General features: G+C 70.1%; 14 protein-coding genes. 3 read left to right on the forward strand and 11 right to left on the reverse strand.

Annotation, left to right across the window (positions count from 1 at the left end):
* Positions 1-373 precede the first annotated feature (373 nt).
* Entirely contained in the window at positions 374-820 is a 447-nt protein-coding gene (locus HV826_RS12240) for a carbonic anhydrase family protein (protein WP_176417192.1), read from the reverse strand.
* Positions 821-1,083: 263 nt separating this feature from the next.
* Here HV826_RS12240 and HV826_RS12245 point away from each other — a divergent pair, with 263 nt between their 5' ends.
* A complete protein-coding gene (locus HV826_RS12245; protein WP_176417193.1) occupies positions 1,084-2,319 on the forward strand; it encodes an FAD-dependent oxidoreductase in 1,236 nt (411 codons plus the stop codon).
* A 16-nt stretch (positions 2,320-2,335) separates the two neighbouring features.
* On the opposite strand, the gene HV826_RS12250 is transcribed toward HV826_RS12245, so the two are convergent.
* Both HV826_RS12250 and HV826_RS12255 read right to left on the reverse strand, forming a co-directional pair.
* Positions 2,336-2,638, reverse strand: coding sequence for an Mpo1-like protein (locus HV826_RS12250; RefSeq protein WP_176417194.1), 303 nt, complete (start codon positions 2,636-2,638; stop codon positions 2,336-2,338).
* A 68-nt stretch (positions 2,639-2,706) separates the two neighbouring features.
* The gene (locus HV826_RS12255; RefSeq protein ID WP_176417195.1) at positions 2,707-4,038 is read right to left on the reverse strand and encodes a KamA family radical SAM protein; all 1,332 of its coding nucleotides are present in this window, start codon (positions 4,036-4,038) and stop codon (positions 2,707-2,709) included.
* A 338-nt stretch (positions 4,039-4,376) separates the two neighbouring features.
* On the opposite strand from HV826_RS12255, the gene HV826_RS12260 reads away from it, so the two are divergent.
* Positions 4,377-4,796, forward strand: a complete 420-nt coding sequence (locus tag HV826_RS12260) for a GFA family protein (RefSeq protein ID WP_176417196.1) — start codon at positions 4,377-4,379, stop codon at positions 4,794-4,796.
* 8 nt (positions 4,797-4,804) lie between these two features.
* On the opposite strand, the gene HV826_RS12265 is transcribed toward HV826_RS12260, so the two are convergent.
* The 6 genes from HV826_RS12265 to HV826_RS12290 form a co-directional block, all read right to left on the reverse strand.
* On the reverse strand, positions 4,805-6,088 hold the full coding sequence (locus tag HV826_RS12265) for a reverse transcriptase family protein (protein ID WP_176417197.1): 1,284 nt from the start codon (positions 6,086-6,088) through the stop codon (positions 4,805-4,807).
* 178 nt (positions 6,089-6,266) lie between these two features.
* Complete coding sequence (locus HV826_RS12270) at positions 6,267-7,865, reverse strand: hypothetical protein (protein ID WP_176417198.1); 1,599 nt, start codon at positions 7,863-7,865, stop codon at positions 6,267-6,269.
* Positions 7,862-9,772, reverse strand: a complete 1,911-nt coding sequence (locus HV826_RS12275) for a gliding motility protein (protein ID WP_176417199.1) — start codon at positions 9,770-9,772, stop codon at positions 7,862-7,864. Before HV826_RS12275 ends, HV826_RS12270 begins: the two co-directional genes overlap by 4 nt.
* Positions 9,773-9,820: 48 nt before the next feature.
* Positions 9,821-10,381, reverse strand: coding sequence for a hypothetical protein (locus HV826_RS12280; protein ID WP_176417200.1), 561 nt, complete (start codon positions 10,379-10,381; stop codon positions 9,821-9,823).
* Between the two features lie 109 nt (positions 10,382-10,490).
* Complete coding sequence (locus HV826_RS12285) at positions 10,491-11,708, reverse strand: GAF domain-containing sensor histidine kinase (RefSeq protein ID WP_176417201.1); 1,218 nt, start codon at positions 11,706-11,708, stop codon at positions 10,491-10,493.
* A 209-nt stretch (positions 11,709-11,917) separates the two neighbouring features.
* Positions 11,918-13,078, reverse strand: a complete 1,161-nt coding sequence (locus HV826_RS12290; protein ID WP_176417202.1) for an MBL fold metallo-hydrolase — start codon at positions 13,076-13,078, stop codon at positions 11,918-11,920.
* Positions 13,079-13,150: 72 nt separating this feature from the next.
* Between HV826_RS12290 and HV826_RS12295 the strand changes: the two genes are divergently transcribed.
* The gene (locus tag HV826_RS12295) at positions 13,151-13,690 is read left to right on the forward strand and encodes a TetR/AcrR family transcriptional regulator (RefSeq protein WP_176417203.1); all 540 of its coding nucleotides are present in this window, start codon (positions 13,151-13,153) and stop codon (positions 13,688-13,690) included.
* Positions 13,691-13,735: 45 nt separating this feature from the next.
* On the opposite strand, the gene HV826_RS12300 is transcribed toward HV826_RS12295, so the two are convergent.
* Complete coding sequence (locus HV826_RS12300; protein WP_176417204.1) at positions 13,736-14,245, reverse strand: hypothetical protein; 510 nt, start codon at positions 14,243-14,245, stop codon at positions 13,736-13,738.
* A 29-nt stretch (positions 14,246-14,274) separates the two neighbouring features.
* A complete protein-coding gene (locus tag HV826_RS12305; RefSeq protein ID WP_217917526.1) occupies positions 14,275-15,039 on the reverse strand; it encodes a DUF6585 family protein in 765 nt (254 codons plus the stop codon).
* Between the last annotated feature and the right edge of the window lie 137 nt (positions 15,040-15,176).

Here is a 15,176-nt window from a genome sequence, read left to right on the forward strand (position 1 = left end):
CCACCACAGGCGGCAACGAAGACCAGCAGCGAAGTCAGACATACTCGAAACAACGTCAAAGCAATCCTCCGGTTCGCGGGAACGGGCTTTTCGTACCATACTTCCCTCGGGCGGGACGGAGCCGGCGCCCCAGAGGCCCTCAACGTCTTCCCCAGGGTCTGGAGGAATTCTGAGAGTCCTCAGCTTCCGTGATTCCTCGTCGCCACCGCGCGCGAGCCGCTCATGGCGCGAGGCGCTGGCCGTCGCCAGCTGCTCCCAACGCCGCACCTGGTCACAAGGCCCGCGCTGCGGGCGCGGCGCCCCGGGACGGGAGTCAGGGCGCGATACCGCCCAGGCCGGAACATGCCCGGCCTGGGACGTGTCCACCGAGACCTCAGTGACCGCGTTGCGTGCTGACGGTGCGGCCGTTCAGCGGCTGCAGCGGGCGGTTGTTCGGGTTGAGGTAGGGCAGACGCTGGAATGCGGCAATCTGCGAGTCCGACAGCTCGATGGGGTTCTTCATCACATACCACTGGAGCCCCTCTGTGCACGGGGGCGTGGTGAGCGAGCCGGCGTACTTGTAGAACGCCTTGTTGAACGGCAGCAGTGAGCTGGCGTTGATGAGCGCGCCCGGGGGCTGGCTGTGCTCACCGGCGTGTTTGGGCAGGTTCCGGAAGGCGGTGAACAGCCCCGGGTGCACGAGGCCCTCCTTGATGAGCACGCCCACGACCGGGGCCGGGGTCCCGCGGAGGTCCTGGGCGAAGGCGCCTGAAGCAAGGCAAACGGATGACACCAGCGCGCCCCGAAGAGCGCGCACTGAGACAGTGCGAAAACGCGACATGTGTATGAGTCCTTTGGGGTGAGACGACGGACACGCGCCGGGCTTCGAGCCAGCGGCCTGACAAGTCCTGTCGACCCCGGCGGACGGTTTGTCGGTCTGTCATGACGGGTCTTGAGTGACACCGTTTCTTGTTCACCGAGCGGCGCCCCCCTTGAGTCGCGCAGCTGTCACGGAGATACGTCCGGTCCTGGAATGTCTGGTTGTTCCGGGGGGAGGCGTTCCTAGAATGTTGCTGCCTGGAGCTGACAGGGCGGGGGACTCACATGGCCGACGAGGTGCGCACCACGCAGTGCTGTGTCGTGGGAGGAGGGCCGGCGGGGATGATGCTGGGCCTGTTGCTGGCGCGGGCGGGCGTGGAGGTGACGGTGCTGGAGAAGCACGCCGACTTCCTGCGTGACTTCCGAGGCGACACCATCCACCCCTCCACCCTGGAGTTGATGCACGAGCTGGGGTGGCTGGACGAACTGCTCGCCTTGCCGCATCAGAAGGCGCCGGTGTTGCGCTTCCAGCGCGGTGCCCATGACGTGGTCGTCGGAGACTTCTCTCACCTGCCCACGCGCGCGCGTTACATCGCGTTCATGCCGCAGTGGGACCTGCTCGACTTCCTCGCGCGGAAGGCCGCCGCGTACCCGGGGTTCCACCTGCGCCGGTGTGCGGAGGTGACGGACGTGTTGCGTGAGGAGGGGTGCGTCGTCGGCGTCCAGGCCCGGACGCCAGAGGGCTCACTGGAGGTCCGTGCGTCGCTGGTGGTGGCGGCGGATGGCCGGACCTCCGTGGTGCGTCAGCGCGCCGGCCTGGAGGTGGAGGTCCTGGGCGCGCCCATGGACGTCCTCTGGTTCCGTGCCTCGCGCAAGCCCGGAGACCCCGAGGACCCCATGGGCCGCTTCGAGCAGGGCCAGATTTTCATCCTCATCAACCGGGGCGACTCGTGGCAGTGCGGGCGCGTCATCGCGAAGGGCAGCTTCGACGCCTTGCGCGAGGCCGGGCTGGCGTCCTTCCGCGAGGACTTCGCCCGGCTGGCGCCCTTCCTGGCGGACCGGACCCACGAGCTGGCGACGTGGGATGACGTGAAGCTGCTCACCGTGCGGGTGGAGCGGCTGCGCACCTGGTACCAGGCGGGCCTGCTCTGCATTGGCGACGCGGCGCACGCCATGTCGCCCGTGGGCGGCGTGGGCATCAACCTGGCGGTGCAGGACGCGGTGGCCGCCGCCAACATCCTCGCGGGGCCGTTGCTCGCCCGGCGCGTGACGCCCATGGACTTGCGGCGCGTCCAGGAGCGTCGGGAGTGGCCCACGCGTGTCACCCAGCGGGCCCAGGTCCTCATCCAGAATCGCGTGCTCGGGCCCGCGCTGCGAAGTCCGGCGGCGTCCACCGCGCTTCCCTTGCCGCTGTGGCTGGTCCAGCACGTCCCCTTCCTGCGGCGCATTCCGGCGCGCCTGGTGGGCATGGGCGTGCGGCCCGAACACGTGCGCACGCCGGCGGCGCCTCCCAGGGGCTGAGCCATTCAGGCGGGCGTCAAGCCCTGCCCGCCACCTTCGCGGCCCACCAACGCAGGCCCACGAAGAGGAAGCGCCAGTCCTTGAGGAACTCCGGGGGCTTTCGCTCGAAGGCGTGGCCCACGAACTGGACGCTCCACCCGACGACGAAGAGGGCGGCGGGCACTCTCCAGAGGCGGGGGACGAATGGGGATGCGGCGGCCAGGGGGATTGAGGCCGCGATCATCGGGATGCCCACCGTATGGCACAGACGGTTGACAGCATGGGTGTGGCTTTTCGAGTACTCCGAAATCCACTCCCCCCAGGAACGGTCGCCGAGCATGCCGCCACGGTATGCACCGTGCGGCCCAGGCGGAAGGCCCGCGACCGAGGCCTCCCGCCGCGTAGCGGCTACGACTGCGCGGGCTGCTCCCACGGGAAGTGGGTGGCGCCCAGCGCGGGCTTGAGGTCGAACAGCCAGGAGGCCTTCTCGTCGTACTTCGCGAAGAAGGGCCGGCCGACGAGCTCCGGGTCGCGCGCCTGGATGAAGTGGAGGACGAAGACCTTCTCGCCGGCAATCTCCGCCACGCCGTCCACGCACACCTTGCCGGGCGTGGCGGACATCGACGGGCCGCGCACCGTGCGCGCCAGTCCGGACACGCGCTGGTAGGCGTCGCGGAAGATGCCGTAGGCCTCCGCGAGCGGCACCGCGAAGTAGTCCTGCGGCCCCGTGTCTCGCTCGACGAACATGTAATACGGCACCATGCCGTGGCGCAGGTGCGTGCGCCACATGCGCTCCCAGGTGTCCGGCGTGTCGTTGATGGTGCGGATGAGCGGCGCCTGGGTGCGGATGACCGCGCCGGTGCCGCGGATGCGGCGCACCGCCTCCTGGACGATGTCAGGGGCCATCTCGTTGGGATGAGAGAAGTGCGCCATGAAGGCCAGGCTCTTGCCGGAGGCGACCACCTTCTCGAACAGGCGCAGGATGTCGTCCGCGTCCGAGTCCGTGACGAAGCGCTGCGGCCAGTAGGCCAGCGCCTTGGTGCCGATGCGGATGGCCTCCAGGTGCTCGATGTCCAGCAGCGGCTCGATGTATTTGGCCAGCACGGACTCGGTCATGATCATCGGGTCGCCACCGGTGAACAGCACGTTGGTGACCTCGGGGTGCGCGCGGATGTAGCTCACCAGGGGCTCGATTTCCCGCGAGGCGAACTTCAGGTCCGCGTCCCCGACGAACTGCGCCCAGCGGAAGCAGTACGTGCAGTAGGCGTGGCACGTCTGGCCCTGCTTGGGGAAGATGAGCACCGTCTCCTTGTACTTGTGCTGGAGGCCCGGGACGGGCTCTTCGTTGGCCAGCTTGGGGACGTTGAGCTCCATCTGCCCGGCGGGGTGCGGATTGAGCCGCGCGCGAATCTGGTTGGCGGCCGCGTTCAGCTCCAAAGTGGATGCACCGGAGCGCAGCAGGTCCGCCATGCGCGCCACGTCATCCGCGGGCAGCATGTCCGCCTGCGGGAAGACGAGCCGGTAGATGGGGTCGGCGGGTGCGGCGTCCCAGTCAATCAGCTCGTCCACGACGTAGCTGTTGGTCCGGAAGGGCAGCACGTGCGCCACCGCCTGCACCGCGAGCCGTTCGTCCGCGGAGAGCCCGGCCCGAGTCGTCAGCTCGTCCAGGTGTCGCGTGGTGTAGGCACGGTACCGGCGACCTGTGGACAGCGCCAGTGCTGCGTTTGACATGACGCTCATGTCTCGTTCTCCTGCGGTAGTCAGGGCGGCCACGAGGTGCACAGCGACCACCCTGGCTGGTGGCCGGGCGTGAGCGCACACCGTTTGACCACCAACGAGGGGAGAGTCCGGTTACCACGCCGAGGTAGGAAGTGTCATCTTTCAGCGGCGAGCGGGCAGGCTGGATTCCACCTTGAGTTGCGACTGCCAGTGACTCTGCGTCTGCGGGGGCGTGACGCAAGAGGTCGAAGCGCGGGGATTCACGGAGGAGAGGCGGCCGGCGGATACCTGACATACCCCTGTCATTCGAGCGGATTAGTCCTGGGGGCGTTGGTTCACCCGTTCGGGGAGGTTCCGTCATGACGAAGGACAGCAAGCTGCAGCACTACACCGGGGGATGTCTTTGTGGCGCCGTGCGCTTCGAGGCCGAGATGGACCTGTCGGAGCCCGTGAGCCGCTGCAACTGCACCATCTGCACCAAGGTGGGCGGCGCGCAGGCCTACCCGAAGCCGAGCGACTTCCGCGTCACCGCGGGCGCCGAACACCTGGGGGAGTTCCGGAGGGGCTCGAGCCCGAACTACCGCTCGTTCTGCAAGCACTGCGGCATCCATTGCTTCGCCGCCGGGTTCGTCGAGGAGCTCGGTGGGGAGTTCCGGTCCGTCAACATCCAGTGCCTGGACGACGTGGACCCCGGTGCGCTCAAGGTCATGTACTGGGACGGCCGTCACGACAACTGGGAGGCCGGGATGCGCGACAGGCCCTGGCCCATCCGGAGCTGAGCCCGCGCTCACGTCCCGCGCGGCTTGCGCCGGCGAGCGAGCCGCTCCGCCTGCTCCGGGTTGAGCATCTTCACGTAGGCCAGGAGGCCGTCGAGGTGCGCGCGGCGTGCCTCGCCGTCCCCCGCGCGTCCCTCCTGGTGCAGCATCGCCCGGAGCCGCCGCCGCTCCTCGCGTGACAGGCCCAGCGTCGTATTCACGGTGACGCCCGTGACGCGCTGGGCACCGCCCCGGCGCTGCACGCGGGTCTTCTCGCGGTTGACCTCGAAGCCCTCCTCCTGCACGTACCGCGCGGCCAGCGCGCGGACTCGCTCCAGCGCCGCGACGTCGTCGCCGGAGAAGGTGAGGTCATCCGCGTAGCGCGTGTACGTGTAGCCGTACCGACGCGCCAGTCCCGCCAGCCGCCGGTCCAGCCGCAGCAGCACCGCGTTGCACAGGGCGGGGCTCGTGGGGGCGCCCTGCACGCAGACGCGCGGGCCCACCGGGACGTGGAAGAGGGTGCCCTCCAGCTCCACCGGCTGGCGCTCGGACTCCGTCATCAGCACCGCCAGCGTGGCCGCCACGGGAAAGCCGTAGCCCAGGGCGATGAGCAGCCCTCGCACCCGCGCGAAGGTGACGGAGGGGAAGAAGTCCTTCAGGTCCAGCTTCAGCACCACGCGCCGGCCCACGTGCGGCATGGCGCCCGTCTTGATGGAGCGGCCGGGCACGAAGCCATGGGCCTGAGGGCTCACGGGCAGCTTCGATGCGAGGAGCGCCAGCAGCCGGCGTTGCAGGGCCTTCAGTCGCCGCTTGGGCGCGTGCAGCAGCCGGACGCCTCCGGAGCGCTTGGGCACCGCGAAGGTCACATAGTGCCGCACCCGCTCGCGCGGGCGGTGGATGCTGTAGTGACGGAGCACGCCCACCGAGACGCCCAACGCCGCGGCCACGTCCTCCTCCGTGCGCCAGACCGGCAGTCCGTAGCGCGCCAGCTGGGCCTCGTCGGGCAGCAAGTCCCGCAGGTTCCGGTTGCGCGTGCGCAGCGTGGCGGAGAACAGCCGCCGGGCCTCGGCGGCCTCCATCCACTTCTTCCGGCCTGGGGTGTAGCGGCGGCTGCCCTTGGGGAGCAGCCGCGCATCCCGGCGAAGCTGTCTGAGGTGCCCCGGCTTCAGGGGGCCCGACGTGGACACCGTCTCCCTCACCACGTCCTGGGGACGGCCGTGGGCATCCAGCGGCACGTCCAGCCCGGTGGTGCTTCGCGTCACGGGGCGCCTGAACAACCCCTTGAGCCGGGAGAGGGTGGTGTCGAACCAGCTCATGGTGCTCCGGGAGAGGCCAGGGGACGACCTGCGAGGCGTTGGACCCGGGGCTCCCTGCGTTGCGTACGCTGGGACCCTGGCGAAGAGATGGGGACAGAACACCCCCGCGGCGAAGCACCGCGGTACTCATGGCTCATCTGCGAGCCCTGGCCTCTCCCGAGAGCACCTGCCGTTATCGTCATTCGTCGTCTCCCGGGTCAAGCGCGTCCGCCTGCTGCCGTCGCGCGTCCGCCTCCGCCGCCCGGGCCGCGAGCGCGTCCGCCGAGGCGGGCTCGGAGCTGCTGCGCTCCCGGCGCCGCGCTCGCGCCAGGCGGCTGAGCGCGAGCAGGTGTGCGCAGGGGCCCTGGTTCAGCAGGTGCTCGCTGAAGTACTCGCAGCCGCACCGGCCGAAGAGGAGGCGGTCCTCGTCGTTCATCACCAGCTCGAGGCCTGACTGAGCGCCCGCGCGGCCATGCACCACCCAGTCCCGGTGGACCACCTCGCGCGTGACGGGCCCCTCCGGCGTGGGCAGCGTGCGCACCTTGCGAGTCTCTCGTGGCGCCGCGGACATCAGCTCCACCTCGCCCGCGGCCTCCAGGCGCGCCGCTTCCTCGCGGCGGGCGTCAGGGGGGTATAGGCGGCCCAGGTCCACCGGCGTGGCGAACAGCTCGCGGTGGCGCCAGCGCCGCGCCTCCACGTCGAAGAGGGCGCGTCCCGCCGCGCACTGCGCCGCCAGGGCCCCCGCGGCCTGCGCTGTCTCCACGCCCAGGGCGGCGGCGACGTCCTCGGTCGAGGCATGAAAGCGCTCGCGCAGCACCCCGAGCACGCGCTCCGCCAGCGCGGCGTCGCGCGTCGGCTCCAGCAGCAGGTCCATGCCCGCCGTGTTCGTCCAGTGGTTCGCCGTCCACCCGGACAGGCCCAGCAGGAAGCGCACGCCGCCGGGCAGGTGCGCGACGTAGAAGTGCGGCAGCGCGCGGCCCTTCAGGTAGATGTCCACCCGCTCCGCGTAGGGCAGCAGCGGCTCCAGCAGCCGCAGCCGCCTGCGGCCCCAGGCCCGGATGATGCGAGGCGCCGTGTAGCCGTGGGCCGCGCCCTTCAAGGGCACGGGGTGCTCCCATGGCTCCAGCATCAGCCGCGCGTCCTCGCCCGGGTGCAGCTCGTAGCGCAGCGCGCGCGGTGACACCTTGGCCTTGGTGTGGCAGAGGAAGCGCACCGCGGCGAGCAGGTCCACCGGCCGCGCCGTCAGGCGGGTGCCGGGCATGGCCATGCCGCCCTGGAGCTGGAGCAGGCCACGCACCCAGGGCTCCGGGACGTCCACCTTCTGCTCGAAGCGTCCGCCCGCGCCGGTGGTGCGCACGTCGAGCCCCTCCGGACCGATGCGCAGGTGCGTCTCCCGGGTGGAGCGCAGCTCCGCCAGCGCCGCCCACAGCCAGGCGGTGAAGTCCACGTTGGTGGTGCCGCAGCGCACCTCGCCCTCGGGCTCGAAGAGGCCGCGGTCCACGATGACGAGCCCGTAGGCGCTCTGGTCCTGGCTGAAGGCCTCGAAGAAGACGCGGTCGGGATGCACGGTGATGAGCGGGTCCAGCAGCCCCCCGCCCCAGGCCTCGTTCCACGCGTCCGACTGCCAGATGAGCCCGCCGAGCGCCTGGAGCGCGAGCCGCAAGGACAGGACGTCCCGGGCCACGCGGGCGTGGAAGCGCACGGGGCGGTTCGCGTCCGCGGACAGGCTGAGCCGCGCGCGCTCCCGCGTGGACTCGAACACGGAGGGCGTGGCGTAGAGGAAGCTGGAGGCCGTCACGCGCCGTCTCCTTTCGCGGGCGGGCCGAAGACGTGGGGGACCTCCGCGGGGCTTCGCAGCTCCGGCCAGCGCGTCAGCATGTGGGCCAGCAGCGCCATCAGCGACTCCTTGGGATAGCGCGAGTCCGGCAGCGCGAAGGCGGCTCGCACGCGCGGCACCAGCACGCGGGCGGCCTCCACGCCGTGGGCGGCGGCGTTGGCCAGCGCGCCGAAGGCGGCGTGACGCGTGCGCCGGTGCAGGGGCCTCAGCAGGGTGGCCTGGAGCAGGTCCAGGTTCCGCGCGGCCACCTCGCGGGCCTTCGCGCAGTCGCGGCCGAGCAGGCGGAAGGCCAGCGCCTGGACGTGAATCTGCGGCGCCTCCAGCAGGTCGCGCACGGCGCGGGGCTCGGCCAGGTAGAAGTCATCCGAGCGGAGGAAGAACAGCCGCGCCAGCCGGTTCTTCTCCAGCAGCGCGTCGAAGTTCCAGATGGAATAGGCGGGCAGGGCGCCCAGCGCGTTGGCGGCGCGACGGGCGAAGACGCCGCCCTCCTTCGGCAAGGCCTCATAGTGCGCGGCCAGCGCGTCGAGCACCTGCTCCCACTCCTTCGCGCTCCCCGCCGCCGGGGTGTGCATGGCGGCGCGGCTGGCGAGGAAGTCCAGCAGGTCCTCGTCGTTCGCCTCCAGCGCGCGCATCACCAGCTTGGGGTACGCGGCGCGCCAGCCCGAGGCGACGTGCATCCGGAAGGGGCCTCGCACCAGCTCCGGAAAGCGCGCGTACAGGGCGGTGGCGGTGGCGTCCGTCAGCGGCAGCACCCGGGCCAGGCCCAGGCCAGGGAGATTCCAATCACCCCCCGCGCCCGCGAGTTGGAGCAGCCGGCGTTGTGTCCGGGCCGGAGGCGACGCGCTGTCCCGCGCCAGCCGCCGCACCTCCGCGTCATACGTCTCACTGGTGGCGGAGGTGCGCAGGAGCGCGCCCCACACGTCGTCCCAATCGCGCGCCCGCGCGAGCGCCAGCAGGTCCGGGAAGCCCTTCGCGTTCTTCCGTCCGAGCACGCCCCAGCGGGGAAACACCGCCTGCAGGTGACCGAGCAGGTAAGGCGCCACATCGCGCCCGCGCGCTTCCGCCAGCTCCACGAAGAGCTGCGCCGCGCCCGGCATGGGGGTCTCCGGGTGGTGCTCCTTCAGCGCGGTGACCAGCGCGGCTGGCGCCTGCACGGTGCGCGCGAGCGCCAGGGCATCGCGGCGCCACGTGGGCTCATCCACCAGCCGCCGGTAGAGGGCGGAGGCCAGGCCCGCGTCCCCCCGGGCCTGGGCGCGCTCGCGCAGCGTGTTCCATGGCGACGAGCGCTCATGGGGCCTGTTCCAGGGCAGGTGCGCCAGGATGAAGGGCCGGGCGGCCTCCGCGTCCCGTTCATCCAGCGCCAGGGCGGTGGGCTCGTCCAGCCGCCCCCAGCCGAGGTCCATCTTGGCGAGCTCGGTGTGCCGCGCCGCGCGCGTGGGTGCTTCCCGGACACGCCGCACCACCTCCGCCCGCCAGGCTTCGGTCTGCTGGGGGCCGCGCAGGCCCGCGAGCTTCCAGGCCTGGAGGCGGCGGAACAGCTCCACGTCGTCGGCGCGGTCCGCGTCGGAGCGCCAGGCCTCCAGCGCGGCGGCGTTCTCCCCCGTCCAGGGGTTCACCCACTTCCCCGCGGCGGTGATGCTGCTGGGCGAGAAGCAGGACAGCATGAGGGGGCGGAAGCGGACGCGGTCCCTGGCGTTGAGGGCAGGCCCCCACAGCCAGGTGAAGGACGAGAAGGCGGGGCGGCGCGCCAGCTCCTCGAGGGCGGCACGGAGTTCTTCGTCGGACTGTCTCCGGGACAGGACGCCGCGCAGGGCGGCGTCCAGCTCCTTCACCTCTCGGCGGAACCGCCGCTCCCAGCGCTCGCTCACGCGCTCCCGTTTACACCGCCCGCTCCGGGAGGCACAGGGGCGAAGGCGTCAGCCCATGTAGGAAGGCGGGTCGCTGGCGGGAAAGGAGGACATGGAGCCTTCGGCGACGATGTCTCGATTGCCGGCCGCGTCGCGTGACTCGCCAGGGAGGATGTTCCACCGTCCATGCTCGCCCGCGCCGTACCGTGACGGGTCGCGAAGGCCACCGGCGCGTGCGTCGATGACCACCGGCATGCGGCTGCACGCGTACCACTGCGCCGCGAGCAGCGCGGCCTGGACGGCCGCGTCGGCCAGGAAGACGGCGGAGCGCCGCCTCCGGTGCGTGGCATACGTGGAGACGTCGACCACCAGGAGCGTGAGCGCGCTCCAGATGCCCAGCTTCCGAAGCTCCGGCGTGACGCGGCCATGGCGGTGCGCGGACAGGAGCGTCGCGCCCACCGTGCCGGCGAGCCCGCCCACCGTCTTCATCAACCAGCCCTCGCGGATGGGGCCGGTGAGCCGCGTGACTCGCTTCGGCTGGAGCCAGGGCAACAGGCCCTTCAGCAGGAAATACGCGCCCTGGACTTCGGCCGGGTCTCTTCGGACAAGCGCACTGAGTCGTCGGTTCATCCGCCCTCTCTCTCCCGCGCTCAAGGTGCTTCCTGGCGTCGGGAAGGGCACCTGCGCCTGACGGGCGGGCAGGCGCCAACTCGGCCGGCAGGCTGGCGGGCCGCGGCGTTCAGGCGTCTCGTGGCAGGTGGACCCGGAAGGTGGTGCCCGCTTCCGCGGTGGACACCACCTCCACCTGGCCCCCATGCGCGCGTGCAACCTGCTCCACGATGAACAGGCCCAGACCCACGCTGCGGCGCTCCGTGACGGTGGTGGTTCCTCGCGTCATCGGCTTGAAGAGGGTGGGCAGCAGCCCCACCGGAATGGGCTCGCCCACGTTGCTCACGCTCAGGACGACTTTTTGCGCCTCGCCGCGCGCCTCCACGCGGATGGGGGAGTCGGACGGGCTGTACTGCATGGCATTTGCCAACAAGTTGGTGAGCACCTGGGCGATGCGGTCCGGGTCCCACGTCCCGCGCGCGTCGCCGGCGTGCACCACGTCCAGCTCGCGCTCCGGGGCCGTGAGCTGCACTTCATCCACCACCTGCCGGATGAGCTGGTGCAGGTCCGCGGCCTGGGGGTTGATGGGAAGCGGCATTCCCGTGCGGACGTGGGTGAAGTCCAGCAGGTCTCGGATGAGCCGGTGGGCGCGGTCCGAGGCGTCGAGGATGCGGCGGAGCCCTCGCCGGCTCCGCTCATCCAGCTCCTCGAGCCGCATCATCGTCGCGGCGGCCAGTGAGATGGCATTGAGCGGATTGCGCAGGTCGTGGCTGACGATGCCAATCAGTTGCTCGCGCAGCAGGGACGCCTCGTGGGCGCCGAGCAGGCGGGCGTCACGCTCGTTCAGCGCATCCTCCTGTTCGAGCTGATGGCCCACCAGGTCACCCAGGTGACGGAAGATCTCCAGCTTGTCCTCGGACAGGGCGGCGGGGTTCGCATCCAGCGCGCACATCACGCCGAAGTACGTCCCGTCCTTCCGGTATAGCGGCACCGCGATGTAGCTCTCCACCCCGTACATCCTGGGGGCGGGGTGGTCCCTGAAGCGTGGGTCCTGGCTCGCGTGGGTGACGAGCAGCGGCGCCAGCGTGCTGCGCACGGTGTTGCAGAAGGTGGTGGTGATTTCCAGCGTGTCGCCCGCCTTCAGGCCGAAGTTCATCTCGTCCAGCACGGCGCAGCAGGTCCAGGCCTCCGCGGTGACGCGAGCGACGACGGCCAGCCGCAGGCCTGTCGTCTGCGTCAGCACCCGGAGGACCGACTTGATGGCCTCGATGCGACCGACCGCCGCGACGTCGGGGCCGATGCTCACGTCGGAGAGGATTTGGGGGGGCGGTGGCGGTGCGCTGGTCATGGGCCTGACACAACCGTACACAGCGCCACCTGCGCGCGCTCCTCGGATTCAGGGAGCAGGCGCCAAGCGGACGTCAGCGCACGGTGGGTCGGCGCCCGGCCCGCCAGGGGGTGGACGCTCGGTCGCCCTTTCCCGCCGACGACACGCCCAGGCCGAAGCTGCACACGTCGTAGCCCGTGAGGGGCGCCTGAAGTCAGGCGGCCGCGACGTCAGTCCAACTGGGTGGAGACGATGGGGTCCTGCACCGCCGTGTTCCACGGCAGGGAAGGCCACCAGCGCTCAAGGGAGCGCGGCGCACCGGGCTCGACGCGCTCACCCGGCCTCGGGACGATGACACTCACCCCCGCGGCCTCACCCGCCGCGAGCACGCGTTCAATGGGCTCCGTCCATCCGTGGAGCGCGAGGGTGAACAGGCCCCAGTGCACCGGCAGCAGCACGCGGCCCCGGACCCACTGGTGCGCGGTGACGGCCTGCTCGGGGCCGATGTGCCAGTCGGGCCACGCGCTGTGGTACTGGCCCACCTCAATCATCGTCAGGTCGAAGGGCCCCAGCCGCTCGCCAATGTCCTTCATGGCGGGGAACAGGCCCGTGTCGCCCGAGTAGTACACGCGGTGCGTGGGGCCCAGGAACGCGAAGCCCGCCCACAGCGTCGCGTCCTTGTCGATGCCCGTCCGGCCCGAGGCATGGCGGGCGGGGGTGCAGACGACCTCCAGCGCCCCCACGCGTGCGCGCTCCCACCAGTCGAGCTCGATGATGCGCGACTCGGGGATGCCCCAGCCCACCAGGTGCGCGCCGACGCCGAGCGGCACGATGAAGGATGTGTCCCAGTCCTTCATCGCCAGCAGCGTTTGATGGTCCAGGTGGTCGTAGTGGTCATGGGAGATGGCGACCGCGTCAACGGCGGGCAGCGCCGTCAGCGCAAGGGGCGGGGCGTACCAGCGGCGCGGTCCTATCCAGCTCAAGGGGGACACGCGCTCGCTCCACACCGGGTCGATGAGGATGCGCTGACCGTCCAGCTCCACGAGCGACGTCGAGTGTCCGAACCACGTGACGCGAAGGCCGGTGGCGGGCGGCGCGCCGAACGCGCTCCCGTCCAGCGCCACCGCCGGCAGCGCGCCCTGGGCGGGGCTCACGTCGGGGCTGGCGCTGAACATGCTCGCGATGGAACCCCAGGCGTCATTACGCAGGGGCTGCGGGTTGTCGAAGTGGCCGTCCCGCCACTGGGGCGAGCGCTCCATGCGTGCCCGCCGCGCGCCGTCCGCGGCCTGACCCAGCGCCGGCCAGGCCTCGATGGCGACCACCGTCAGCAGCACGGCCAGCGGCGCCGCCGTCCCCAGTGCCGCATACGCCAGCCTTCTGCGCCACGTCATGCCGTCCACCCACGCTCGCCGTTGTGCGGTGATGAATTGACGATATAGGTCATTTTTGTCAATTTGTTCCGCATGGCGGGAACCAGGAGCGATGAGCGTGATGCGTTGCGCCGGGCGGCGATTGTCGATGCCGCCCTGGAGTGCTTCCTGCGCTTCGGCTACGCGAAGACGTCCCTGGATGACATCGCGAAGCGGGCGAACCTGTCGCGGCCGCTCCTGTATCTGAAGTTCAAGAACAAGGAGGACATCTTCGCGGCCGTCTTCGACGCGCTGTTCGAGGCGCGCTACCCCCGCGTGGAGCAGGTGCTGGCGGGTCCGGGCTCCGCGCGCGACAAGCTGCTCCAGGTGTACGAAATCATCCTCCTGGAGCCGTGGGCGCTGATGGTGGGGGCGCCCATGGCGTCCGAGTTCTACGCCGCCTGCGAGCGGCTGTTGCCGGAGGTCGAGGCGAGACGCCGCCGACGCTGGCTCAAGTACACGCAGGCTGTCCTGACGTCACGGCCGCTCGCCGAGGTGTTCATGCTGGCCGTCGACGGGCTCCTGGCCGACGTGCCCACGGCGCGCGTGCTGCGTCAGCGCCTGGCGTTGCTCGTCGAGCGCTTCACGGCCTGATGGCGCCGTGCCGGCCTTCATGCCGGCACGGTGCCAGGTTTCTTGCTACGCCCTGGCGGGGGCCTGCGCCGAGTGCTGGCTGTAGGTGTCGCAGAGCTCCAGGTACTCGTCGCTGTCGATGTCGAGCGCCGCCACGCGCATCTTCTTGACCTTGGGCTTCTCCAGCGTGGTCTTGATTTGAATCAGCTTGATCGTGGGAATGCCCATATAAGACTGGCTGATATAGGTATTCTCGGTCATGTCGGCCCATTCAATCAGCAGGCCGTCCTCGAAGCGGATGCCATCCCGGCCGATAATCAGCGCGGGCTTGTCCAGGTTGCCCAGCGATTTGATGCAGCCGTAGAGCATCCAGAGCATGCAAAGGGTAATCGCCCCGCAGAGGGCCATGATGCCCAGGCTGTCCGTCAGCCGGGAGGTGAGCGCGCCAAAAAAGGCCGTGGCCAGCGTCCAGATCACCGCGCCGATGATGAGCTTCGTGCGCGAGTAGTAGACCTCGCGCGGCTTCTGCGTCTTCTGCGTCTTCTGCTTGTTCTGCGAGGAGCTGTAGATTTCCATGACGTGTAACCTGTGAGGGGAAAGGGGAGTCAGGCGGCCAGCCGTTGCGACAGGTAGGCCAGGAGGACGGGGGCGTTGACGATGCGGGCCTCGTCAATCTTGAGCGGCTTGCCCTGGGCGGCGATGATCAGCTCGCGCGTGGACACGCCTTGGTCGAACTCGTCCTGGAAGCGGATGCTCTCGATGTCATCCCAGCGCATCAGCCGCTTCTTGTGCGTCAGCCCGGCGCCACTGAGCGTGAGCGGCCCGAACTGCACCGACTTGCCGGCGTCGACCTGCCGGTGCACGCCCTGCAGCAGCACCTCCACGACGTGGTCCGTCACGTGGCCGTAAAGCTCGTCCGCGTCGCTCCACAGGTTCAGCCGCAGCCGGTAGGTGCCCCCGCGGTGGCGCAGGATGAGCCGGTCGTGGTTCTGCACCGTGATGATGGCGCTCACGTTCCGCCACGCGATGCGCGTGTCGCCCGAGCGCAGGCACTCCTCGTCCACCACCAGCTTGGGCGGCGCGGACACCCAGGCGAACAAGTCGCTGGCGCGCCAGAAGATGAAGTAGATGCCGCAGGGGATGCCCGCCAGCAGGACGATGGGCGCGGCCTGGTAGCGGAAGAGCTCTTTGATGAAGTCCTGCGGGAGCAGGTAAATCTTGCCGAACGAGAGAAATGCCGCGGCCACCAGGTAAATCAGGGCGAAGCCAGCGGCGAGCCAGTACAGGACGTGCGTGGGAAATACCCGGGTGTGCGAGCGCTTCAGCGAAGCCTCCAGGACTGCATCAAAAGTGCATGCACGTATAAACAATCGCCTGTGTCTTTTCGATGAGATTCGCCACCGCGCTCAGAGTGGAATCGGAGGGGTGGATTTTGCCGGCGTCTCATACTCCGTGTGGTGGTCTGGGGACGCTCAGGTGTGGTGAATCCGAGAAACAATCGTCGTTC

It is taken from the genome of Myxococcus sp. AM010, from assembly GCF_013372585.1.
Taxonomy (GTDB): domain Bacteria; phylum Myxococcota; class Myxococcia; order Myxococcales; family Myxococcaceae; genus Myxococcus; species Myxococcus vastator.